The 24,133-nt window shown below is 48.6% G+C and carries 20 protein-coding genes; all 20 read left to right on the top strand.

Going from position 1 to position 24,133, the window contains the following annotated elements; translation table 11 throughout:
• The first annotated feature begins 5 nt into the window (after window positions 1–5).
• The 20 genes from BN1938_RS16165 (at window position 6) to ftsX (ending at window position 24,130) form a co-directional block, all read left to right on the top strand.
• Window positions 6–281, top strand: coding sequence for a DUF1294 domain-containing protein (locus BN1938_RS16165; protein ID WP_050641571.1), 276 nt, complete (start codon window positions 6–8; stop codon window positions 279–281).
• Window positions 282–801: 520 nt separating this feature from the next.
• Complete coding sequence (locus BN1938_RS16160) at window positions 802–1,125, top strand: PadR family transcriptional regulator (protein ID WP_009002195.1); 324 nt, start codon at window positions 802–804, stop codon at window positions 1,123–1,125.
• The gene (locus tag BN1938_RS16155) at window positions 1,122–1,886 is read left to right on the top strand and encodes a DUF1700 domain-containing protein (RefSeq protein WP_050641570.1); all 765 of its coding nucleotides are present in this window, start codon (window positions 1,122–1,124) and stop codon (window positions 1,884–1,886) included. Before BN1938_RS16160 ends, BN1938_RS16155 begins: the two co-directional genes overlap by 4 nt.
• A gap of 3 nt (window positions 1,887–1,889) precedes the next feature.
• Entirely contained in the window at window positions 1,890–2,786 is an 897-nt protein-coding gene (locus BN1938_RS16150) for a DUF4097 family beta strand repeat-containing protein (protein ID WP_050641569.1), read from the top strand.
• A gap of 67 nt (window positions 2,787–2,853) precedes the next feature.
• The gene (locus BN1938_RS16145) at window positions 2,854–3,039 is read left to right on the top strand and encodes a PspC domain-containing protein (RefSeq protein ID WP_050641568.1); all 186 of its coding nucleotides are present in this window, start codon (window positions 2,854–2,856) and stop codon (window positions 3,037–3,039) included.
• A 396-nt stretch (window positions 3,040–3,435) separates the two neighbouring features.
• Window positions 3,436–5,493 carry a beta-galactosidase gene (locus BN1938_RS16140; protein ID WP_050641567.1) on the top strand — a complete coding sequence of 686 codons (2,058 nt, stop codon included), beginning with the start codon at window positions 3,436–3,438 and terminating at the stop codon, window positions 5,491–5,493.
• The gene (locus BN1938_RS16135; protein WP_050641566.1) at window positions 5,483–8,098 is read left to right on the top strand and encodes a type 1 glutamine amidotransferase family protein; all 2,616 of its coding nucleotides are present in this window, start codon (window positions 5,483–5,485) and stop codon (window positions 8,096–8,098) included. Before BN1938_RS16140 ends, BN1938_RS16135 begins: the two co-directional genes overlap by 11 nt.
• Window positions 8,099–8,120: 22 nt before the next feature.
• Window positions 8,121–10,538, top strand: coding sequence for a glycoside hydrolase family 95 protein (locus BN1938_RS16130; RefSeq protein WP_050641565.1), 2,418 nt, complete (start codon window positions 8,121–8,123; stop codon window positions 10,536–10,538).
• 124 nt (window positions 10,539–10,662) lie between these two features.
• Window positions 10,663–12,030 carry an ABC transporter substrate-binding protein gene (locus tag BN1938_RS16125; protein WP_050641564.1) on the top strand — a complete coding sequence of 456 codons (1,368 nt, stop codon included), beginning with the start codon at window positions 10,663–10,665 and terminating at the stop codon, window positions 12,028–12,030.
• A 109-nt stretch (window positions 12,031–12,139) separates the two neighbouring features.
• Window positions 12,140–13,012 (top strand): carbohydrate ABC transporter permease, encoded by an 873-nt coding sequence (locus tag BN1938_RS16120; RefSeq protein WP_050641563.1) that lies wholly within the window; start codon window positions 12,140–12,142, stop codon window positions 13,010–13,012.
• Window positions 13,012–13,833 (top strand): carbohydrate ABC transporter permease, encoded by an 822-nt coding sequence (locus BN1938_RS16115; protein ID WP_050641562.1) that lies wholly within the window; start codon window positions 13,012–13,014, stop codon window positions 13,831–13,833. The genes BN1938_RS16120 and BN1938_RS16115 overlap by 1 nt, the downstream gene beginning before the upstream one ends.
• 70 nt (window positions 13,834–13,903) lie before the next feature.
• Complete coding sequence (locus BN1938_RS16110; RefSeq protein WP_050641561.1) at window positions 13,904–15,724, top strand: sensor histidine kinase; 1,821 nt, start codon at window positions 13,904–13,906, stop codon at window positions 15,722–15,724.
• A gap of 80 nt (window positions 15,725–15,804) precedes the next feature.
• The gene (locus tag BN1938_RS16105; RefSeq protein WP_148487238.1) at window positions 15,805–17,352 is read left to right on the top strand and encodes a response regulator transcription factor; all 1,548 of its coding nucleotides are present in this window, start codon (window positions 15,805–15,807) and stop codon (window positions 17,350–17,352) included.
• The gene (locus BN1938_RS16100; RefSeq protein ID WP_050641559.1) at window positions 17,349–19,268 is read left to right on the top strand and encodes a glycoside hydrolase family 127 protein; all 1,920 of its coding nucleotides are present in this window, start codon (window positions 17,349–17,351) and stop codon (window positions 19,266–19,268) included. Before BN1938_RS16105 ends, BN1938_RS16100 begins: the two co-directional genes overlap by 4 nt.
• A 120-nt stretch (window positions 19,269–19,388) precedes the next feature.
• A complete protein-coding gene (locus BN1938_RS16095) occupies window positions 19,389–19,574 on the top strand; it encodes an alpha/beta-type small acid-soluble spore protein (protein ID WP_025655017.1) in 186 nt (61 codons plus the stop codon).
• A gap of 60 nt (window positions 19,575–19,634) precedes the next feature.
• Window positions 19,635–20,306, top strand: coding sequence for a WecB/TagA/CpsF family glycosyltransferase (locus BN1938_RS16090; protein WP_050641558.1), 672 nt, complete (start codon window positions 19,635–19,637; stop codon window positions 20,304–20,306).
• 2 nt (window positions 20,307–20,308) lie between these two features.
• Entirely contained in the window at window positions 20,309–21,178 is an 870-nt protein-coding gene (locus BN1938_RS16085) for a YitT family protein (protein WP_050641557.1), read from the top strand.
• A gap of 204 nt (window positions 21,179–21,382) precedes the next feature.
• Window positions 21,383–22,474, top strand: a complete 1,092-nt coding sequence (locus tag BN1938_RS16080; RefSeq protein ID WP_050641556.1) for a PucR family transcriptional regulator — start codon at window positions 21,383–21,385, stop codon at window positions 22,472–22,474.
• A gap of 26 nt (window positions 22,475–22,500) precedes the next feature.
• Window positions 22,501–23,187 (top strand): cell division ATP-binding protein FtsE, encoded by a 687-nt coding sequence (gene ftsE, locus BN1938_RS16075; protein WP_050641555.1) that lies wholly within the window; start codon window positions 22,501–22,503, stop codon window positions 23,185–23,187.
• The gene (gene ftsX / locus BN1938_RS16070) at window positions 23,177–24,130 is read left to right on the top strand and encodes a permease-like cell division protein FtsX (protein ID WP_050641554.1); all 954 of its coding nucleotides are present in this window, start codon (window positions 23,177–23,179) and stop codon (window positions 24,128–24,130) included. The genes ftsE and ftsX overlap by 11 nt, the downstream gene beginning before the upstream one ends.
• The last annotated feature ends 3 nt before the right edge of the window (window positions 24,131–24,133 follow it).

Genomic DNA, 24,133 nt, shown 5'->3' with positions numbered 1-24,133 from the left:
GTGCCATGAATCATCCTTATATTATAACAGCAATCATCATCATAAACGTCATCGCATTCCTAACCTACGGGTATGACAAAAGAAGGGCGCAAAAAAACAAATGGAGGATCCCGGAAAAAACCCTGATCCTCCTGGCGCTGCTGGGAGGATCCCCGGGAGCACTGCTAGGCATGCAGATCTTCCGTCACAAAACAAGAAAACCCCTATTCCGAATCGGAGTCCCCTGCATTATGATGATGCAGGCAGCAGGAATAGCAATATATTGGAGCAGTGCAGCATAAATAGCACCTAAAAACTCCCTCCTCCCAAAACTAAACGCATCCCCCATTCTCCATCCACCGCGCCCCCAATGCCTCCCACAAAATTTCTTCCCGATCGGATGAGCCAGCCGCGGGAACCGGACATAGGGGTGGTGGAAGCATGGGTATGGCTGTTAGAGGCAGTTAAGTAAAATAGAACGAAAACCGGGGTGATTCTTTTGATACCGAATCAAAAGAATCCCTGGACCCAGCGCGCGAAGCCCCCATAAGGGCTTCGGGTGATGTGTCCAGGTCGCCCCGGTTTTCGTTCTATTTTACTTAACTGCCTCTTACAGCCATACCCCGCCTCCACCACCCCTATGTCCGGTTCCCGCGGCGTCCCCATACCATCCAAAAAATTTCCCCAAAAGAATACAATAATGGTTGACAGGCGATATTATATATCGTATAATATAGAAAAGTAAATAATATTGATGGGATAGTAATATTAACAATTTCATAATATTAACATTATCATAATATTATAAAAAGGAGTGATAATATGGTATTTAACACCGGAGCAGCACTGCTGGATGCAATTGTGCTTGCAGTTGTGTCACGGGAGAAAGAAGGGACGTATGGTTATAAGATAACCCAGGATGTCCGCCGGGTTATTGAAGTATCGGAATCTACACTATACCCTGTGCTCAGACGGCTGCAGAAGGACGAATGTCTGGAAGTATATGACAGGCAGTTTGATGGGAGAAACAGGAGATACTACAAAGTAACAGAAAAAGGAATGGCTCAGCTGAATTTATACAGAGTAGAGTGGAAGAATTATTCCAGTAAGATTAACGAGATATTTGAGGGAGGTGTTACGGCATGAATCGAAACGAATTTATGGAAAAACTTGAAAGATTACTCACCGGCATTCCCGTAGATGAGCGGGAAGCAGCGCTGCAGTATTATACCGATTATTTTGAGGATGCCGGAGAGGAGCACGAAGCGGAAGTCATCAGCGAACTTGGCAGCCCGGAAAAGGTTGCTGCTACGATCAAAGCAGATTTAAAAGGCGGAAGCAGTGAAAACGGTGAATTTACAGAGAACGGTTACAGCGATTCCAGATTTGAGAAAAAAGAGAATCCTGCAACAAGAGAGTATACTTATAAAAAGGCTGAGGGCGGTTACAGCTATCGGAGTACATCCGGGAATGAGTCCTATGGAGGATCTTCCTATACAGACTATGATGATGGTAGTGAGAAACCCAGAACCAGCAAGACGCTTAAGATCATACTGGTGATTCTGATTTGTCTGGTAGTGATTCCGTTTGCATTCCCTGTACTGATCGGGATTGTGGCTTTGATTATCGGAATCGTGTGTGCCGCATTTGGATTGTTCGCAGGTCTTGTTGTCGGCTCCGTTGCCCTGATGCTTTCCGGTATTGTTGTTTTTGTATTCGGCCTGGCAAAGCTGCTGATTGCTCTTCCTACAGCACTTTTGACCTGCGGTTCCGGTTTGATTATATTTGTACTGGGACTCATTGCTACCGTGGCAACCGTAAGACTTTGTATGGTTATTTATCCGGCTATGTGCAGAATCATTGTAAATATCTGCCGCTGGCCATTTCACAGAAGGGTGGTGTCTTAAACAATGAGAAGAGGGTGGAAGATTTTTTGGATCGTATGTGCGTCAATTGCAGGCATCGGACTCGTACTTTGCGTGACGGGTGCCGGAATGGGGGCGACTCTTTCGGGCATCGGAGAGGTGTATGCTGCAGACCATTGGTTCTACTGGGATGACTGGCAGAGATGGAATGGTTATGATGATAACGACTTGGAAGATCTGGATGATTTAGAGACAGCTGGGGAACATTATACTCAGGGCAGTGAAGAGTACGTATCCAATTTTAAGGAAATACAGTCCATTGATATCGAGGCGACCTATGTAGAGATCGATATTAGAAGATACAGCGGGGATACCGTTACAGTAGATACAAGCCAGCTGAACAGCAAATTGAGAAATAATCTGATCATGGGGACAGAGGACCGCGAACTCTTTATTGAAACAAAGAATCATAGTATATGGAAACAGATTGGAAGACATAATTCCGGAGCCGTGGTCATTCAGATTCCGGAGGACAGCGCTCTTACAGAGGCATCCTTCGATATCGGGGCAGGACTGCTGAAAATTGAAAGCATTGAGGCAGGAGAACTGGATATCAATGTAGGCGCAGGCCAGGCCGTGATCAAAAGCTTTGAGGCAGGAGAGCTGGACGTGGAATGCGGTGCAGGCCAGACGACTCTGAAAGGAAAAGTAAATCAATCTGCGGACATTCACTGTGGAGTTGGCGAACTTAAAATGACACTGTATGGGAACCAGGACGATTACGACTATGATCTGAAATGCGGAATCGGCGAGCTAACAGTCGGAGACTACAGCTATGCAGGTCTTGGAAGTGAACGTAATTTAGATAATGGAACAGGCAGACCGATGAAGATCGACTGCGGTATCGGAAGAGTGGAAGTTAAATTCAATGAAGATTTTTAAAAAGTGATGCGGAGCAGCATTTAGACCAATAAGACAGTAAATCTATCTTAAAATAGGAGGAATCATTATGGAACAAAAAAAATTATACCGTTCAAGAAGCAACCGCATGATTTGCGGAGTGTGCGGAGGTGTCGGAGAATATTTCAACATAGACGCAACCCTGATACGTCTGCTTTTGGTACTCTTAGGCTGCACAGGCAGCGGTATTGTGGCTTACTTTATAGCTGCAATCATAATCCCTGACGAGAAGTAAAGAGCGGATATCAATCATAACAGTTCAGGTCTGCCTGGACTGTTACGATCAATCAATGAGCCATACAAAATAAGGCGGGATTTATAAAATCAGCCTTATTTTGTATGGCTTATTTTTTATATAACAGGAAAGTGTTTAGCACTTTCCTGTTATACAAAACCCTCCGGGGATGTACACGCCGCGATAAGGTATATAGCCGCAAAGCGGCATCGCGGCGGCGCAAAAGTGTGCCAGCCCCGCATGAGTGAGAGGATGGGGAGTTGAAGTGGGCTTGCCCACATTGTTCTGATATAAACTTTCTACATAAACAATCTGTGAATCCTTCATGTGAATCCTTTTCGGCTGCGTTTATACTAAAATTAATATTCTATCTTAAAAAGCAGAGGAGGAAAAGTTATGAACAAGACAACTATACCGCCGATTTCCTTTGGCGTGGATTATTACCCTGAGCATTGGCCGAAGGAGCGCTGGCTGGAGGACATCAGGCTGATGAAGGAGATGGGGATCCAGGCGGTGCGTATGGGCGAGTTTTCCTGGAGCCGTTTTGAGCCGGAACCCGGAGTCTACCAGTTCGGATGGCTGGATGAAATCATTGAAATGCTGAAACAGGCAGGCATCTATACCATACTGGGCACCCCCACTGCGGCGCCTCCGGCCTGGCTGATCGGGGAAGATCCGGAGATACTTCCCATGGACTCCCACGGGGAGCGTAAGGGATTCGGCGGCCGCCACCACGACTGTATGAGCAATCATCACTATCGGAGTGCAATCCGGTTACTAGTGGAGAGAATGGCCGGGCAGTACAAGGATGAGCCATGGGTAATCGGCTGGCAGATAGATAATGAGCTGGGAAACAGCCATGAAGATCTGTGCATGTGCCCAAGCTGCGAGAGAAGCTTCCAGCGCTGGCTGAAAGGAAAATATCAGACGGTTTCGAATCTGAATGCCGCATGGGGCACCGTGTTCTGGAGCCAGGAATATAACGACTTTTCTCAAATCCCTGCGCCAAGGACAGTGCCGACTATGCACAGCCCTTCTCTGGAACTGGACTGGAAACGGTTTACCTCTGACCTGGTCAATGATTTCCTGAAGATGCAGGCGGATATCATCCGGGAGATCTCTCCGGATAAGATGATTACCCACAATCTGATGGGATTTTATGATAAAACGGACTATTTTGAAATGGCAGAGAACCTGGACATTGCGGGCAATGACCAATACCCCACGGGATACTATTTTGAGCAGCCGGGACAGCCTGCATGGGAAGTGGCTGCCTGTTATGATTTTATCCGCAGCGTCAAAAAACAGCCTTTCTGGATGCTGGAGATGCAGGCAGGGGCTACAGGGGGCAAACTGATCGGCAGGACTCCAAAGCCTGGACAGCTGAATCTCTGGACCTCCCAGAGCGTGGCGCATGGAGCGGACGCAATTGTCTATTTCCGATGGAGGAACTGCCTTTATGGAACGGAACAGTACTGGCATGGAATCCTGCCGCACAGCGGTGTTCCAGGCAGAACTTACCGGGAACTGCAGGAAACGATCCGTACGCTGAAGCCGGTGATGGAGGAGATGAAGGGAAGCATGCCGGTGAGACAGGCGGCGATACTCTTCTCCTATGAGCAGGACTGGGCGCTTCAGGTGCAGCCCCATCACCCGGATTATTCTTACCTGTACCAGGTGCAGCAGTTTTACAGATGGTGTTACGAAGCGGGCATAGCGGTTGACTTCATACGGGAAGGCGAGCCAATGGAGAGGTATCCTTTGGTATTTGCACCGCTTCAGTATCTCTCGTCCCCGGAACAGGCGGAGAGGCTGGAACGCTATGTGGAATCGGGGGGAAACCTGGTAATGTCGGTGCGTTCGGGAGTGAAAGACCGCTGCAACGCATGCCTTCCCGATATGCTTCCCGGGCCGTTTCGGAAGCTGCTGGGAATTACGGTTCCCGAGTACGACTGCTTGTGGGCGGAAGAATCCGGCCTGGCAGCAGCGCCCCGGGCAGGGGGTAAACAAGAAAACCGGAAAGAACAAGACAAAGAAAGCGGGGAAGGTTCTGTTGGAAAAGGCGTCATCTGGTGTGACTGTATCTGCCCGGAGGAAGCGGAGCCGGTTCTTCTGTTTGAGACCGGGATGTACAAAGGGAAACCTGCAGTCACTGTGCATACATACGGCAATGGCAAAGCATGGTACATCGGATGCGTTCCGGATGAGGCGGCAGGAGAATGGATCATGAAGCAGATCGGCAGGGAATCCGGCTTAATACTCAGGAATACCTGGGGCGGGCCGGTTGAATATGCGGTGAGGCAGAACGACAGGGAGGCATTTTTGTTTGTGATGAACCATTCTGACGGGGAACAAACAGCTGACATACCTGAGGAATGGGGGGCGCAGGGCCAGTGCTGCCTGCAGCCCTACGAAGTAAAAATATGGAAAAGGGGCAGGAATCATGAGCAATAACAGATTAGAGCAGGTACTGCAGGGAAAAGAGGGGAACACAATCTATCCGTTTTTCTGGATGCACGGTGAGGATCATGAAGTTTTAAGGGAAGAACTTGATAAAATCTATGACTGCAATATACGCGGCATCTGTATCGAAGCCAGGCCCCATCCGGACTTTGGGGGGGCGTCCTGGTGGTCAGATATGGATTTTATTATGGAATATGCAAAAGAGCATGACATGAAGCTGTGGCTCCTGGATGACGACCATTTTCCAACAGGGCATGCAAACGGTGCATTCGAAGGCGGATCGAACGACTTGTCAAATCAGTTTCTTACCTGCTGGTCAACGGATGTTTTGGGGCCGGTCAGACAGGCTGCGCTTCCTGCGGGAGCGGTGCTAAAGGAAGGAGAAGAGCTGGTTGGGGCAGTGCTTGCACCCCGGACGGATCCGGGCAGCACGGAACTGGATTTGTCTAAAAGCATCGACGTGACGGGAAAGATCAAAGACGGTTGGCTGCGGATTGATGTGCCGGAAGGGCTTCACCGGGTGGTTTTGTTCTATACGACCCATGAAGGAGACGGAAAACTAAATTATTTTAATATCCTGGATTCGGAATCCGTAAAAGTGCTGATAGAGCAGGTATATGAGCCGCATTACAGGCATTATGGAAAGGAATTCGGCGGCACCTTCGAAGGGTTCTTTTCGGATGAGCCGGAATTCGGCAATCTTCCGGGGTATGATTTTCAGGCAAGGCTTGGAGAAAAGATGAAATTTATTCCGTGGAGCAGAGAACTTTCCGACAGGCTGCGGGAAAAATGGGAAGAGAATTTTGTGAATCATCTCCCGGCCCTCTGGTACCCGTGCGGCGACAGGACAAAAACCATACGGTATGAATATATGGATGCGGTGACAAAACAATTAAAAACCGCATTTTCAGACCAGATCCATGACTGGTGCAGTGAGAGGGGTGTTCTGCATGTCGGCCATATTATAGAGGATGACAATTCCCACGGGCGTCTGGGATGCAGCACCGGCCACTATTTCAGAACCATGTCCTCCTTTGACATGGGAGGGATCGATGTCGTGCTGCTGCAGGTAATGCCGGGGATGGATCAGGAAACCCATCAGTGGGTAGCTTCTGACCGGGATGGAGAGTTCTTTCATTACGGACTTGGAAAGCTGGGGAGTTCTGCGGCGCATATCAACCCGCTGCATCAGGGCAGGGCGATGTGTGAGATATTCGGCGCGTTTGGCTGGCAGGAGGGAGTATCCCTGATGAAATGGCTGGCGGACCATATGCTGGCCAGGGGGATTAATTACTTTGTGCCGCATGCATTTTCACCGGAAACATATCCGGATCCGGACTGCCCGCCTCATTTCTATGCAGGCGGCAGACATATGCAGTACCCGTATTTTCAGAAATTAATGGAATATGTGAACCGTATGGGACATTTGCTGAGCGGAGGGCGGTATCCAGCACGGGCTGCGGTATTGTATCATGCGGACGCGGAATGGTCCGGAGAGGATGCGCAGTTGTACCAGAAACCGCTGCGCAGCCTGATGGAGCACCAGATCGATGCAGATGTGATCCCATGCGATGCATTTTCCGGGACGGGCGGGTACGCAACACAGTATGGGAACACATTGAAAGTGGGTTCACAGGAGTATGAATGCCTGGTAATTCCAGCCATGAGATTTCTGCCCGAAGAGACTTTAAAAGGGTTGGAACAATGGATGCGGCTGGGAGGCCGGGTACTCTGCATCGACAGGGCGCCGGATGCGGATGACGCCTTTATCAGCATGGCGGAAACCGTTTCTCTAACAGAGCTTCCCGGGAGGGTGATGGAACTGATTCACCCGGGTCTGGTCATACAGGGAGGGAATAAAAAACTCCGAACCTATTCATACGAAAATGATTACGGGACAGCCCTTCTTTGTTTCAATGAAGCTGTGGCAGAGAAACAGGAATTCACAGTCCTCCAAAAGGGGGGAGAGCCGGCATATGCTGTGCGCTATGACGGACTTGAAAACAAATGCTATGCGTTGAAACGAAATGCGGAGGGAAATGCAGTTCTAAGCCTGGAGCCAGGTGAGGCGGCGGTCTGCCTTTTCCTGCGGGAAGAAATCCCGGCAGAGATACAGGAACAATGGGAAGAAAGCGAAAGAATAGAGGGCACATGGGAGATCTATGCGGCGGACAGCAGGGCAAAAGAGCCGGTACTGATCAAAAGTGGAGATTCCGGGGTGCTTGAGGATCTGAATCCATGGCTGGCGGCTGAAAAATTCAACGGCCAGATCATTTACCGGACCGTGATATCCGCGGAGCAAGCGGTACAGAGAAAAATAACCATACCGCAGCCGGTGGATGTATGTGAGATCCGGCTCAACAAAGAACCGGTGAAAAAGCTGATTGGCCCGCCTTACACGGCAGAACTGGAACTCGCAGAGGGAGAGAATGTGCTGGAACTCTATTTTCCGGTGACACCGGTATATGAGAGCGGGGATGCATGGTCCGCCCTGACAGTGCTGAAACCATTTGGACTGCAGGAAACACCGGTACTGTCTGTAAAGGCGGCAAAGGGGTCAGACCCCTCTGCAAAAGGGTCAGACCCCTTTGCATAAAAACCTGGGAAAGGAAGAGACTATGAAAACTAAAAATCAGACTTTATGGTATACAAAGCCGGCAAAAGATTTTACCCAGGCGCTGCCGCTCGGAAACGGACATCTGGGGGCCATGGTATACGGAGGATTTCCCCGGGAGCGCATCTCTCTGAACCTCGATACTTTGTGGTCCGGCGGCCCGGGACATTGGCGGGGGCAGCAGAAGATCCCGCAGGAGATGCTGGGAGAGTCCAGAAGACTTTTAAAGGACGGCGCGTACTGGGACGCGCAGAAGCTGATACAGGAACATATGCTGGGGTGTAATAATGAATCCTATCTGTCGGCAGGGTGGCTGGAGCTGCAGTTTGGGAGTGATGCAAAATACGACGCCTGTGACAGGCGTCTGCACCTGGATGAAGCCGTAACGCGAACGGTCTGGGAGTTCAAGGGGCAGAAGGTAAGAGAAGAGGTTTTTGTCTCGGCAGTGCAGAACGGGATGTATATCCGGATTCATACAGAAGGCTCGCCGCTCACAGTTACAGTCTCCCTGCATACCCCATTAAAAGTGCGAAAGAATGAGGCAAAGACGCAAGGGCTGCTATTATTGGCACAGGCGCCTTCCCATGTAGAGCCAAACTATGTGTCCAGCAGCGACCCGATTCAGTACGACGAAGAAAAGCCGGGCATGATATACGGCCTGTTTATTGGGGTGAATGAATGTGATGGCCTGATCAGGGAGAAGGAAGGGGAGATCTGCATTCAGGATTTTACCTGCCTGACCTTGTTCTTATCAGGTAAAACCGGATACGAAGGGTACGGAAGCCCCCTGTGCACACAAGACGAACTCCTGGTCCATTGCCTGGAGGAGCGTTGGGAACAGGCAAAGCTTGCATCTTATAAGGAGCATTTCCGCGAGCATACGCGGGAACATCAGCGGCTGTATCTTCGGACTGTCCTGGAATTAGAGGGCGGGGAAGAGGCGGAGCAGCGTCCGACGGATGAGCGCCTGAGGATGGTAAGAAATGGAGGCATCGATCCGGGCCTTTCCGTGCTATTATTCCATTACGGAAGATACCTGATGCTCTCGTCTTCAAGACCGCTGGACGCTCTGGTACAGCCGGCGAACCTCCAGGGAATCTGGTGTGAGGACGTGCGGTCCGTGTGGAGCAGCAACTGGACGGTGAATATCAATACCCAGATGAATTACTGGATCTGCGGGCCCGGAAATCTGCCGGAGTGTGAGATCCCCCTGGTTAAGATGATAAAAGAGCTTGCGGACGCAGGACAGGAAGCGGCGGCGAACTTGAACTGCCGCGGCTTTGCGGTCCACCACAACATCGATCTGTGGCGGCAGTGTATTCCGGCGCTGGGAGAAGTAAAGTGGGCGTACTGGCCCATGGGCGGGCTTTGGCTCACAACCCATCTTTACCGGCACTATCTCTATACCGGGGATCCGGAGTATCTGGCGGAGATCTATCCCGTATATCAGGCATGTGCGGCGTTTATCTTAGATTATGTATATCAGGAGGAGGGGGGATACCAGTCATGTCCCTCCACCTCTCCGGAAAATACATTTTATGATGATCAGGGAAGGGAATGCGCCGCCTGTGTTTCCTCCACAATGGACATTGTTCTGATCCGGGAAGTTCTCTCCAATCTGCTGGAAATCGAGAAGATCCTGCGGGGAAAACAGCCGGACAGCAGACAGTGCCAGGAGGCCGGAAATGTACTGAATGCGCTTCCGGAATTTCATACCGGCAGCAAGGGACAGCTGCTGGAATGGAGGGAAGAATACAGGGAAGTGGATCCGGGCCACCGTCATTTTGCACATTTGATTGGTTTTCATCCCTTCAACCAGATCAATAGTGAAGATACTCCCGGGCTTGTGGAGGCTGTTAAGAAGAGCCTGGAGATCAGGCTGAAAGGGAGAAAGCAGTATATCGGCTGGAACTGCGCCTGGCTGATCAACTTTTCGGCAAGGCTGAAGGAGCCCGACAGTGCATGGGAATACGTGGAACAGATGCTGAAATACTCGGTTTATGATAATTTATTCGACCTGCATCCGCCTCTGGGGGAAAATGAAGGGGAACGCGAAATCTTCCAGATCGACGGAAACCTGGGAGCGGCAGCAGGGATGACCGAATTTCTTGTTCAGTGCCTTGGCGGAAAGATTTATCTGCTCCCCGCGTTGCCGAAAGCATGGAAAAGCGGCCGTGTAAAGGGAATTGGCGCACCGGGCAGCCTCAAGATATCCATGGAGTGGGAAGAGGAGGCTCTTACAGGCGGCGGTCTGTGTGCCGGAAAAGATGGGCGGGCCGTGATCGTATGTTCCGTTCCCTTTACAATTCGCGGAGAAAAAGACAGCACGTTGGTGTATGCTATGCCGGGCAGAGCGGGCTGGGAGGCAGAAATCGAACTGAAAGCCGGAGCGAAATACAGCATCGCCCGGAAGGATATTTAAAAAGTCCAAGTGGTTCCTGTGAAAAGTGCATGTGAAAAAGAATGCACCCCTAATATAATCAAATCAGCAGTAAAGGAAATACCATAGGTAAGAAAAAGGTTACAGGAGAAGAAAGGAGAAGGTTATGAAAAAGAGAAGAGTAATGCCAATGCTGATGGCAGGAATTTTTACAGTATCAGCAATCCTCGGAGGATGTTCCCAGGGCGGAGGCGATAAAGGCGCGGACGCACAGAAAGATTCCGGGAGCAGCAAACAGGAAACCGATGCCAATATTTACGAGTACACCAAAGACGATCTGGACGGAAGAACCATTTCACTGGTTACTTCACAGGATTGGTGGAAAGATGGAATGCAGGCGCTGGTGGACGAATACAAAGAGGAGTTTGGTGTCAAGATCCAGGTGGAGATCCTGCCAAGCGACACCGCATCCGAGGTCATTAAATCCAAGTTTACGACAAAGGAACTCCCTGACATCATCATGAACTCCGCATCACCGGCCGAGCTGACTTACATGAACGCCTCTCAGAATCTGGAGGATCTGACGGAGGAACCATGGGTGGAAAAACTGAACAGCATCGACGGATTTGTGGACACAGACGGAAGACTTTACGGCTGCCCGCTGGCAGCACAGGATTACTGGGGTTTCTGTGTAAACCGAGAAGTGTTCGAGAAATGCGGGCTGGATATCCCGGAATCCAAAGAAGATCTTGTAGATTCTTTTAAAGTGCTGCAGGAAAAAGGTTACACACCATTTTACTTTGGCGCAGGAGATTCCTGGATGTGCGGCAACATCACTAGCTCAGGTGTCTATGCGGACAACCAGAAGGATCCCGACCTGATCAAGAAGTTTAACACAAACGAGATGAACTACGGCGACAGCGAAAGCTTCAATGCAATGCTGCAGGATTTGTATGACTGGTCGAAAGACGGCTATTTTGGAAAGAATCCAATGGCACAGTCCTGGGACGGGCAGTTTGCAGCGGTTGCAGACAATGAATGCGGCGTACTGATCGGGCTGACATCCTGGTTCAATGAGATCGATGCAAAATATGGAGAAGGAACAGCGGATAAACTGACTATGATCCCCTATTACATTGGAGAGAACGATACGATCTACCAGTCCACCAGCACACAGTTCTATATTCCAAAGGACGGGAAAAATATAGACGTGAGCAAGCACTTTATCAACTGGTGTGCAAAAGATGAAAATCTGCAGGCATTCTATGATTCCATCGGAGCGGTATCTCCGTTCAAAGATATAGAGCCAAGCCAAATGACGGCGCCGACGAAAGAGCTCCTGGACAAATTAAGCGACGGAACTTATGGCGTGCATGTATCTCACAATTCCGTGATACAGGGGCAGGATTGGGACAGCTTCTGCCAGCTGCTACAGGAAGTGGTGATGAACCGGTATACGCCGAAACAGTTCTGCGATGAATATGACGGTATCCGTGAGGGAATCTGCCAGTCCCTTGGTCTGGAAGGATTCTAAGGAACAGCGGCATTGGGGTAACTGTTCAGGCTTTCTGAACGGTTACATTCGGGGCACAAAAACGGGATGGTTTTTGTGCCCCGTTACTTTAAGAAAGGAAGGCTTGTAAATGAATTATAAGAAAATGTATCCCAGGTATCTCTGGATGATCCCCCTGGTTATTTACACATTATTTTACATACTGCCGGGGATTCTGGGTATCTATTACTCTTTTGTGAACTACACGATCTATAACGATTCCAAGGAATTCGTCGGATTTGCCAACTATATCCAGATGTTTTCCCAGAACCGGTTCCGGGTGGGGCTTGGCAATACCCTCCTGTTTGCCGTACTGACAACGGTATGCAAGAACCTGATCGGCCTGGCAATGGCGGTTGCGCTGAATACCAGCATCCGTTCCAGAAATGTGCTCCGCACCATTTTTTATCTGCCGGTAATCTTAAGCACCCTGATCGTTGGGCAGATCTTCCAGGCAATGCTCCAGCCGGATACGGGGCTGATTAACCATATTCTTTCTGTTTTCAGCTCCTCGGCCTTAAGCTTTGACTGGCTCGGCAACCCGAATACTGCGATGTGGATGGTCATTCTGGTAGAGATATGGAAAGGGGCCGGCTACTGCATGGTAATCTATCTGGCAGGGCTTCAGGTGATCTCCAAAGAATACTACGAGGCAGCTTCGATCGACGGCGCAACGGCATGGACCAGTTTTAAAAATATCACGCTGCCGCTGATCGTGCCTTCTATCAGTATCAATGTGCTTCTGAGCGTAGTCAACGGCCTAAAGGTATTTGATATCATCATTGCCCTGACCGGAGGCGGGCCGGGTATGTCCACCCAGGTCCTAAGTACAACCATATACTCCTATCTGGGCAGCGGTGCACTCTCCACGGGCTGCGCGGCCAATGTGGTACTGACGGTATTTGTCATTGTAGTATTCTTTGCCCTGAATAAACTGTTTGCAAAATTGGAGGTGGATCACTAATGAGAGCACAGAAAATAAAGCGCACTGTTTTGGCGGTATTTATGTGGATACTAAGTCTGATCGTTCTGATCCCGCTGCTGCTGATTATCATCAATTCATTTAAAACCTCCGCGGAGGCAGATATCATGACGCTGAAGCTGCCGGAAGTGTGGCAGTTTGCAAACTTTGCCGTGGCCGTTACGGAGTCCAATATTTTCAGGACCTTCCTGAACAGTGTCCTGATCACAGGGGTATCGGTTTTGGCATCCTCCATATTGGGGACAATGGCCGGATATTCCCTAAGCAGGAACCGGGATAAGATTAACAGAGGCGTATACTCTTATTTTCTGCTTGGACTGGTGGTTCCGGTACAGGTCATAGCATTGATACAGGTCCTGCAGAAATTCAGGATGATGGACTCTTATGCGGGGATTATATTTGTCTATATCGCAATGTTTGTACCGCTGAGCGTATTCCTGGCGTACAGTTTTGTCAGTTCCGTGCCGAAAGAGCTTGATGAGGCGGCTGTAATGGACGGGGCGACTCCCCTGCAGCTTTTCTTCCACATCATACGCCCGATGCTGACGCCGGTAATTGTGACATCTTTTATTACGCAATTTGTATTTATCTGGAATGATTTCCAGTATCCGCTGTATCTGCTGTCCAGCAGTTCCAAGTGGACCATAGTCCTCGGCGTTTACAAGTTTATCGGTCAGTTTGGCAGTGACTGGAACATCGTATGTGCTTACATCCTGCTTTCTTCCCTGCCAGTAGTTATTGTATATCTGGCGGGACAAAAATACATCATATCAGGCATGGTTGCAGGCGCAGTGAAAGGTTGATAACGAATTTGCTCTGTGATATAGTGGGGAAAATGTTTCAGAAAATGTAACAGAAAGGGGATGGAACGTGATGATCAGGGTAAAACAGCTTAGTTATCAGAAAAAGGCAGTCCTGTTGTTCTCTCTTTTAATCAGTCTGCTTATCCTTGTATTCCTCGCTATATACACGAACTCCCAGAGCAAATCCATCAAGGAAAAGGAACAGGATACAATGGAACAGCTTTCCGTCAGGGCGGTCACCCAGTTTGGAGAGCTGTTGGAGAACATGCACAGAATCTCGCTTGGCGTGGCTTCCGATAAGCATGTGCTCCGGGTTCTGGAACAAGCAGAAAATTATAATGGGGAGGAAAATTATTTTCAGAAATATCCCCAGGAGCGTAAGACCATACAGATGGTTCTGATGAACCTGATCGGAGAGGATTTCCGGAACCGCAGCTTCCACGTGATTTCTGCGCGGGATGACTGGCTGAATCTGGATATTTATAACGAGGCCTACATGAATAAAGAAGGGATTGAAGCTCTTCCCTGGCGGGAAAAGATGAGGGACGAAGAGTACATCAAGTATATTACGCCCTTTACAGAAGATGGATATGGGCGCACGAAAGAGAAGGTCTTCTCTTATGTCCGACAGATCCAGGATGAATACCAGAAACTGGGATATATTGATATCCAGTATGAGAAAAAGCTTCTCGATGATATTTTCACTCTGCAGATGAATAATTATCCTGTTCAGGTGGCTGTTTATCATGGGGGAGAGCTGTTTTACGGGAAAGATCTGAAGAATAAAGAGCATCTGGAATCCATAAGGCAGGAGATGGAATTCACGGAAGAGGGGAACATTCAGGAAGTAAAAGCCGGCGGCCGGAAATATCTGGTGTATGGGGCGGACAATACTGCCTTTGAGATGCAGGTCTGCCTCTATGTAGATGTAAACAGCTATATGGGCGTCATCTATCAGAATCTGGCATGGATTATCGTGCTGGGAGTGATTCTGCTCTGCATTATGATCCTGCTGGTGACCCTCGTGACAGAGAATCTGTACCGGCCGATCCGGCAGCTCAGGGACAGCATTCAGCACATGAATTATGGGGAACTGGCGTTAAACCGGAACATAGAAGATACGGACGACGAGATCCAGATGCTGACCTCCGCCTTTTATGACATGCTCGATAAGATGAAAAAGTCCAGAAATGAACTGGTAGAGGCGAAGACAAGGGCCGTACGGGCCAGGTATGAAGTGCTTCAGGCACAGATCAATCCTCATTTTATGCACAATATACTGTCGGTAATCGGGCTGATGGGGTATCAGAAAGATGCGCCGGAAATTATGGACATCTGTTCAGACCTCACAAGAATGCTGCAGTACACGACGGATACCGGAAATTCGACGGTACCTCTGAAAGAAGAAATAGCACATGTTGAGACCTATCTGAAATTAATGGGATACCGCTATCTGGACCGCCTGCAGGCGGACATAAAAGTGGAACAGGAGATGGCGGAGATACGGGTCCCTAAATTCATACTGCAGCCAATCGCGGAGAACTGTTTTCAGCACAGCTTTGCCAACAGCAGGCAGAAAAAATACGAAATACAGGTTCTGGGCATGGGGACAAGTGAGGAATGGCGGATTCAGATTCTGGATAATGGGACTGGTTTTACGGGCGAGGCCCTGGCGAAACTCAAAGAACAGTTCGCAGAAATAGATGCAAATATCAGAGAAGGAAGTTCGATTCCCGAGATGGGGATCGGTGGAATGGCGCTGGCAAATACGTATGCGCGGCTGGCAATCTATTCAGAGGGCCGGATTGGGCTGGAGGCAGGAAACAGGCCCGAGGGCGGTTCCTGGGTAAGCCTGATGCAGCGGACGGACCGCGGGAGTATGGAAGCGTGACATTCCAAAAGGAGTACAGGGACGGGGCTGGAGTTACAATTCAGGCCTGTCGGAACTGTAACGGGGAAAAGGAGAAAACAATGTTGATGAAAATACTGGTTGCAGAGGATGAACCGGCAATCCGACAGGGGATTATTGCTCTGATCGGAAACCTGGGGCTGTCAGTTGAAATCACGGGCGCCGCAGAGGACGGTATGGAAGCGCTGGAACTGATGGCAGCCACGAGGCCGGATGTTTTGATTACGGATATCAGGATGCCGGGGATGAGTGGCCTTGAATTAATCGGAAAGGCAAAGGAGCTGTATCCGGGAACGGAATATGTGATTCTCAGCGGATATTCTGAGTTTGAATATGCGAAGCAGGCGATGAGATACGGTGTACAGGATTATATCCTCAAGCCGCCCAGGAAGGAGGAGGTCGGCAGCGCGCTGGAAAAGATCTATACCAGGGTGGTGAATTCAAAAAAAGCCGGAAAGAAGCAGAACGTATACGATTATCTGGTCAATGGGGTACAAAAAGATGCCGCGCAGCTGGAGACAGAGGGCTGCTGTTATTATTTGATCCTGTTCTGCATCGGTCCGTTTACCAACCGGACGGAAAATCTGATTCAGGTGGGAATCAGCGGCTTTTCTTCAAAAGAACTGCAGGAACAGCTCTGCCAGGGGCTTGGGGAGGGGGAGGAGTGTCTGGTGTTTGATATGAAACAGCAGAACGAAAAACTGATCCTTCTCTCCGTAAAGAAGCGGGAAATCAGCCCCATACAGCGTGTGGTACTGAAACTCTCATCCTATGAGAAGAAATTCTCCATGCCGGTCCATATGATTCTGTCAGATGAAATGGATCATACAGGGCTGCTTCCCGGGACTTATGCAAAACTGCACAGAAGCCTTGCGAGGCAGGTACTGATTGGGAAGAGCGATGTTGTATTTCTGGAGAAAGAATCGAATCAGGAGGGTGAACTGGCGCTGGATGAAAGTGAGAAATGCCAGATCGCTTCTTTGCTGGAGCAGGGAGACGGCGATGGGCTGTGCTCCCTTTTTGTGCTTTTGTGTACAAAGTGGAAGAAAAAGAGGATTCCGCAGATCAGCTGCGAATTCAGTGTGAAATATATTCTTATGGAAATATATCAAAGAAATCCGGTTTTGGAGGCGGAGGCTGCGGTAGAAGATTTATTTTACCAGGCCGAGGAAGTTATAGGAAAATCCAGGACTTTTGAGCAGTTCGAGGAGGGAATCCGGGAGCTGTTTCAGGATGTTTTTGGCAGGCTCAAAGAGGGAAAGGCAAATAAAAAAATCGAGGACGTGGTTGAGCTGCTGAAACAGCATATTTACCTGCACTATAACAGCAATCTGTCTCTGGAAGAGTTTGCCGGCCAGTTTGGCTATAATCCTACGTATCTGTCGAATCAGTTTACCAATCTGCAGCACATCTCACCAAGCAGGCTGCTTACCAATATCCGGCTGGAGAAAGGGAAGGAACTGCTGTTAAATACGGATTATCTTCTGAAAGATATTGCGGAAATGATTGGGTTTCATGATGTATCATATTTCAGCCGTTTTTTTAAGGATAATGTGGGACAGAGTCCCAAACAGTTCCGTGAAGCGGCGGGCAGAGAGAGGAAAGAATGAAGAATTATATCGAAGCAGAACCACAGTTAAAAGGAATAGAGGTAAAAGATAAATTCTGGTCTTTTTATCAGGAACTAATCCGGGATGTTGTTCTTCCCTACCAGGAACAGATTCTGAAGGACGAGATTCCCGGTGCGGAAAAAAGCGGGGCAATACGGAACCTTCGCATTGCAGCAGGACTGGAGGAGGGGGAGTTTTACGGACAGGTATTTCAGGACAGCGATGTATCGAAATGGCTGGAGGCGGTCAGCTACATCTCTAATATGGAAGAAACCGGAAAACTGGAAGAAAGTGCGCGGCAGGTGATTCATCTCCTGGAACTTGCACAGGAGGACGATGGTTATCTGAATACCTACTTTCAGCTTAAGGAGCCGGATCATAAATGGCAGAACCTTCTGGAGTGCCATGAATTATACTGTGCCGGACATTTGATCGAGGCCGCTGTGGCTGACTATGAGATGTCCGGCAGACGCACGTTTCTGAATCTGGCCATGCGCCTGGCGGACCTGATTGATTCCCGTTTCGGTCCCGGAAAAGTGCGCGGCATCCCGGGACACGAGGAGATCGAATTGGCGCTTCTGCGCTTATGGAGAGTGACAAAGGAGCAAAGGTACTTTGATCTGGCGGGATATTTTCTTGAGGAACGGGGTACGGATCCGAATTATTTTGCGGAAGAAAAGAGCAGGAAGGCCTGGATGGACCCCGCGGAGCGCAATTATACCCAAAACCACCGCCCCATACGGGAACAGGATACGGCCGAAGGGCATGCTGTCCGTGCCATGTATCTCTATACGGCGATGGCGGATATGGCGGCATGGACAGCGGATGAAGAACTGAAAGCAGCCTGCGTAAGACTGTGGAAAAATGTGACCGAAAAAAGGATGTATATAACCGGAGGCGTCGGTTCCGGCGCTAAGGGCGAGACCTTTACCGTGGATTATGACCTTCCCAATGACAGGGCATATGCGGAGACCTGCGCGGCGGTGGGGCTTGTGTTCTGGGCCAGGAAGATGCTGGTGCTGGAACTGAACGGAAAATATGCGGATGTGATGGAGCGCGCGCTGTATAATGGAGTATTGGGAGGAATGGGAAGGGACGGCAGACATTTCTTCTATGTGAATCCTCTGGAGGTCGTACCCGGAATATCCGGTGAGGTGCCCGGGTATGAGCATGTGCGGCCGGTAAGGCCAAAGTGGTATGCCTGCGCCTGCTGTCCGCCCAATATAGCCCGTCTGCTCGCATCGCTCGGAAAATATGCATGGGGAGAATCAAGGGGCTGTGTTTACTCACACCTCTATCTGGGAGGTGTTTTTCATTCCGTGCAGAATGGAATCAGCTGGAAGGCGGTCACGGATTATCCATGGGCGGGCAGAATCCAGTATGAAGTCTGTGAAAATGAAAAAAAAGAGCAGAGCTGCCTGGCCGTCAGAATACCGGGTTGGTGTTCCTCTTACAGCCTGCTCGTAAATGGAATAGAATGCACGAAGGAATATGGGGCAACAGACGGTTATGTCTCAATAAAGAGGGAATGGACTAAGGGAGATACTGTCTGCCTGCAGCTGTGCATGGAGGTGAAACGGATCTACGCGCATCTATGTGTAAGGGAAGACGCGGGATGTACGGCGCTGATGCGGGGGCCGCTGGTGTACTGCATGGAAGAGGCAGACAATGGTAAGGGGCAGAACGCACTTCTGCTTCCGGCAGGATCTGAGATAATAGAAAAACAGAAGTCCGATGCGGCTCTGGGGGATTATATAGGGCTGGAAGCTGCTGGTTTGAGGCTGGAAGGGGACAGCGAAGCGTTATATAGTGAAACGCCTCCGCGCGCGATTGAGACAAAGATTTGCGCCGTTCCATATTTCCTGTGGGGAAACCGGACGGAAGGTGAAATGCGGGTATGGATCCGCGAGACGTAATCTTTTTTCACATCCGTACTTTTTGTTTTTTGATGTGTCTGTCTGTTAAAATTTTCCTTACTTTGAATGTCGTACGTTTTTTAGGCAATACTCCTACCAAAAAGAAAGGTAGGTATCAATATGTCTGAAAAAAAATCAAAACCAATTGACTTGAAAAATCTGGAGCCTGAAGAGAAGGTGAAATATGAAATTGCAGAGGAACTGGGCCTTTTAGATAAAGTTATGGCAGAGGGATGGAAGTCTTTATCCTCAAAAGAAACAGGACGGATCGGAGGTCTGATTACGAAAAGAAAACGAAAGAGTTGAAAAATCTTTGGATTTTTGATACAATTGTACGACTGGGGAGAAGAAGCACAGGTGGTGTAGATGAAAGAGAAGATTAATATCTTTGATGTGGAGATTGACGGCTTCACAGCAAAAGCCGCTATGCAGGCGGCTGTGCAGTATATGCAGAGTGAATCCATCAATACGATTGAAATTGTCACGCTGGATATGCTCATGCAGGAAAAGGACAATCCTGCATGGAAGGAAGATACAAAAGCAATGGATATGGTGCTTCCGGGAGAGAAGGAGATACTGGAAGCGGCGGAAGTACAGGATAGATATTTACTGAAGGATGTAGCAAATAAAGTGTTTCTTAAAATGTTCCTGCGTTACCTCCAGAAAAATCGGAAAAAGATCTTTCTGATGGTGCAGTCCGAGCAAGAGATGACAAGCCTCAAGGAGGCTGTGGAAACATACAACAGAGGAATTACGGTGGCGGGCTATGGCGCCCTGGACGTGGAAGGAAAGTCCGAGGAGGATGTCATTAACAACATCAACGGTGCGGAGATTGATTGTATACTTTCTGTACTGCCCTCACCGCAGCAGGAGGATTTTATTGTCAGAAATGCCGCGCTGCTCAATGCCCGTGTATGGCTGGGATGCGGCAGGGCTCTGGAACAGAGCTTCAGCGAGAAAAGCGGAGAAGGAGTACGCCGTTTCTTTTTGAAAAAGGTATTCCGTTATCGGGTGGGAAAACAGAAGAAGGAGAACTGAGCATGCATAGATATCGGGAAAAACCCGTGTATATGAAGTATGCATACATCGCTGTGGGGACAGGCATCGTATCTTTTGCCATCAAATGTATTTATGAACCCAACAGCCTGGTAGTCGGCGGATTTTCAGGGCTGGCTATCATCATTAAGAACCTTACGGAAGGGATTCTTCCTGGCGGTATTCCTCTCTGGTTTACGAATGCCGCCCTCAATGTGCCTGTATTTCTTGCTGCACTGAAAGTAAAAGGCAGGTCATTTATCGGCAGGACCTTATTTGCAACCGCCATGGTTTCGGTCTGGCTGGGAGTTCTGCCCGAGTTTTCCTTTATTCAGGACAATCTCCTGCTGGCCGCCGTGTTCGGCGGGGCGCTGCAGGGGGTCGGTATGGGACTGGTATTTTCAGCCAAGGCAACGACCGGAGGAACAGATATGGTCGGAGCAATTATCCAGAATTACCTGCGGCAGTTTTCCGTGGCGAAGATAATGATGGTGATAGATGCTGTTGTTGTCATAGCCGGTGGATATGTGTTCGGTATTGAACGCGCGCTTTATGCAATTATTACCATCGTGGTGGTCAACCGGATTGCGGATGCGATGATAGAAGGTGTGAAATTCGCAAAGGCTGCTTATATTATCACAGACCGGTACGATGAGGTGGCAGAGACGGTCATGCACGGTGTGGACCGCGGACTTACCGGTATATACGCAAAAGGCATGTATACAGGGAAGGACCGATGCCTGCTCTACTGTGTGGTTACAAAGAAAGAACTGGTGCAGCTGAAGGAAATGGTGGGCAGAATCGATGAAAATGCGTTCATGATTGTGAGCGATGCCCGTGAGGTTATGGGCGAAGGATTTTTCCCCGTAGAATAAGATTTGTGAACAATGTATAATGACGAAAATATGAATTTTTTGTAAAATATATGAGGAAATGCATAAAAAAAGTGGATTTCCTCTTTATTTTTTTGACGTTATGCATTAATATATATCTTGTATATGTACGTTCTTCACATTTTTTGATGCAGGAATTTGTGAAAAATGCACATGAATAGAGTCATAAAGCGGAGGAGAGAAAGTATGATTTCAAATCAGATACTTCAAAACACAATTGAGGGCCTTAAAGCAATTTCCAGAATTGATTTCAGTGTTCTGGATACGGAAGGCAAAGCGCTTGCAGCCACATTTGAAGATGCAAAGGATTATGAAAGTGCAGTCCTGTCTTTTGTGGAATCTCCGGCTGACAGCCAGGTTATTCAGGGGGATCATTTCTTTAAGATTTTCGATGAACAGCAGCTGGAATATGTTTTGCTGGCCGGCGGTGAGAACGATGAAGTGTATATGGTCGGCAAGATCGCGGCATTTCAGGTTCAGAGCCTGCTGGTAGCATATAAAGAGAGATTTGATAAGGATAATTTTATCAAAAATCTTTTGCTGGATAATCTCCTGTTAGTGGATATTTACAACAGGGCCAAGAAATTACATATTGACACAGAGATAAAACGTGTTATCTTTATTATTGAAACATCTCACGAAAAAGACAGCGTAGCGCTGGACAATGTAAGGAACCTTCTCGGAGGAAAGTCAAAAGACTTTATTACAGCTGTGGACGAGAAGAATATCATTGTGGTCAAGGAACTTACTGATAAAGACGGCGGCAAAGAGCTGGAGAAGATGGCGAAGGATATGCTGGAGATTCTGCGCAATGAATGCGGGGAAGAACACATCCACATTGCATACGGAACCATCGTAAATGATATCAAGGAAGTTTCAAAGTCCTACAAGGAAGCAAAGCTCGCACTGGATGTGGGCAAGATCTTTTTTGACGAAAAGGACATTGTGGCATACAGCACGCTGGGTATCGGACGCCTGATCTATCAGCTGCCGATCCCGTTATGTAAGATGTTTATCAAGGAGATCTTCGAGGGGAAATCTCCGGACGATTTTGATGAGGAGACATTGACGACTATCAACAAGTTCTTTGAAAATAGTCTGAATGTATCAGAAACGTCCAGACAGCTGTACATTCACAGAAATACTCTGGTATACCGGCTGGATAAGCTACAGAAGAGCACAGGGCTTGACCTGCGCGTTTTTGAGGACGCGATTACATTCAAGATTGCTCTGATGGTGGTAAAATACATGAAGTATATGGAGTCATTGGAATACTAATGAGTATGAATAATTAGGAGGAGCATATGATTGAATTAAGAAATGTAACGAAGGAGTACTCTAAGGGCAATGCCGCCCTGAACGGAGTTTCCGTCAAGATTGAACAGGGGGAGTTCGTGTTCATCGTGGGAGACAGCGGTTCGGGAAAGTCTACTCTGATTCGTCTCATTATGAAGGAGTTAGATCCGACAGACGGGACGATCATAGTGAACGGGCAGAACCTGAACAGAATGAGGCATCGTCACATTGCGAAGTACAGAAGAGGCCTGGGGGTTGTTTTTCAGGATTTCCGGCTTTTGAAGGACAGAAATATCTATGAGAATATTGCTTTTGCACTGCGTGTGACCGAGACACCGACACGAGTTATCAAGAGGAAGGTGCCGGCGGCGCTGTCGCTGGTGGGACTGGCCCAGAAGTATAAGTCATTCCCAAAAGAGCTGTCAGGGGGAGAGCAGCAGCGTGTTGCGATTGCGAGGGCGATTGTAAATGAACCTGCTATTTTGTTGGCCGACGAGCCGACTGGTAACCTGGATCCAACAAACTCATGGGAGATCATGAGTCTGCTGAAAGAGGCGAATGAGAGAGGGACAACAGTATTGGTTGTTACTCACAACCAGGAGATCGTAAACGAGATGAACGAGCGCGTCATAACGATGAAACAGGGCGTTATCGTCAGTGATGAACAAAAAGGTGGGTATTTCGATGAGAATTAGTACATTAGGATACGTAGGAAAACAAGGGGTTAAGAATATCGGGAGAAACAAGATGTTTTCGCTCGCATCGGTTGCGACAATGTCAGCTTGTATTTTCCTGTTTGGGTTATTCTTTTCTATCCTGCTGAACTTTCAGTATATCATAAAGTCAGCCGAGGAAGGGGTGGCTATCACCGTATTTTTTGACGAGGATGCCACGCAGCAGCAGATCGATGATATCGGGGAAGCCTTAAGAAGCAGGGACGATGTATCAAAAGTTAACTTTGTGTCAGCGGATGACGCATGGGACAAGTTTAAGAGCGACTATTTTAAAGACAATGCAGATCTGGCGGACGGATTTAAAAATGACAACCCGCTGGCCGGATCCGATAACTATGAAGTCTATATGAAAACAGTGGAGAAAAATGATGCGAGCCTCTCTGTCAGGAGTAAGTCGCTGGCTTCCACCCAGCAGGATCTTGTCAAGTTTGCCAAGGGCCTGGACGGGGTACGGAAGGTGAACAAGTCCGATGTTGTGGCAAACACGCTTTCCAGCGTGAATGTACTGGTAGGGTATGTTTCCATCGCCATTATTATCATACTGTTTGGGGTATCTATCTTCCTGATCAGCAATACGGTAACCATGGGTATTACGGTGCGTAAGGAAGAGATTGCTATTATGAAATATATTGGGGCCAAGGACTTTGTCGTCCGGTCACCGTTTGTAATTGAAGGTCTTCTTATGGGACTTGTGGGCGCGATTATACCGCTGGCCCTGCTGTATGGACTTTATGGCAAGGCAGTCGAGTATGTATTGACCAAGTTCCAGATTTTGAATAATATCATTAATTTCCTGCCGGTTACAACGGTATACCGCCTGCTGCTCCCGATTGGGCTGCTGTTAGGAGTGGGAATTGGTTTTGTCGGAAGCTACTTCACTGTACGTAAGCATTTGAAAGTATAGGTG

This window comes from Eubacterium sp. SB2 (assembly GCF_001244405.1).
GTDB classification, from domain to species: Bacteria; Bacillota; Clostridia; order Lachnospirales; family Lachnospiraceae; genus Faecalicatena; species Faecalicatena contortus_B.
The sequence above is the reverse complement of the archived record's forward strand: the minus strand, read 5'-3'. Positions and strand labels throughout refer to the sequence as shown.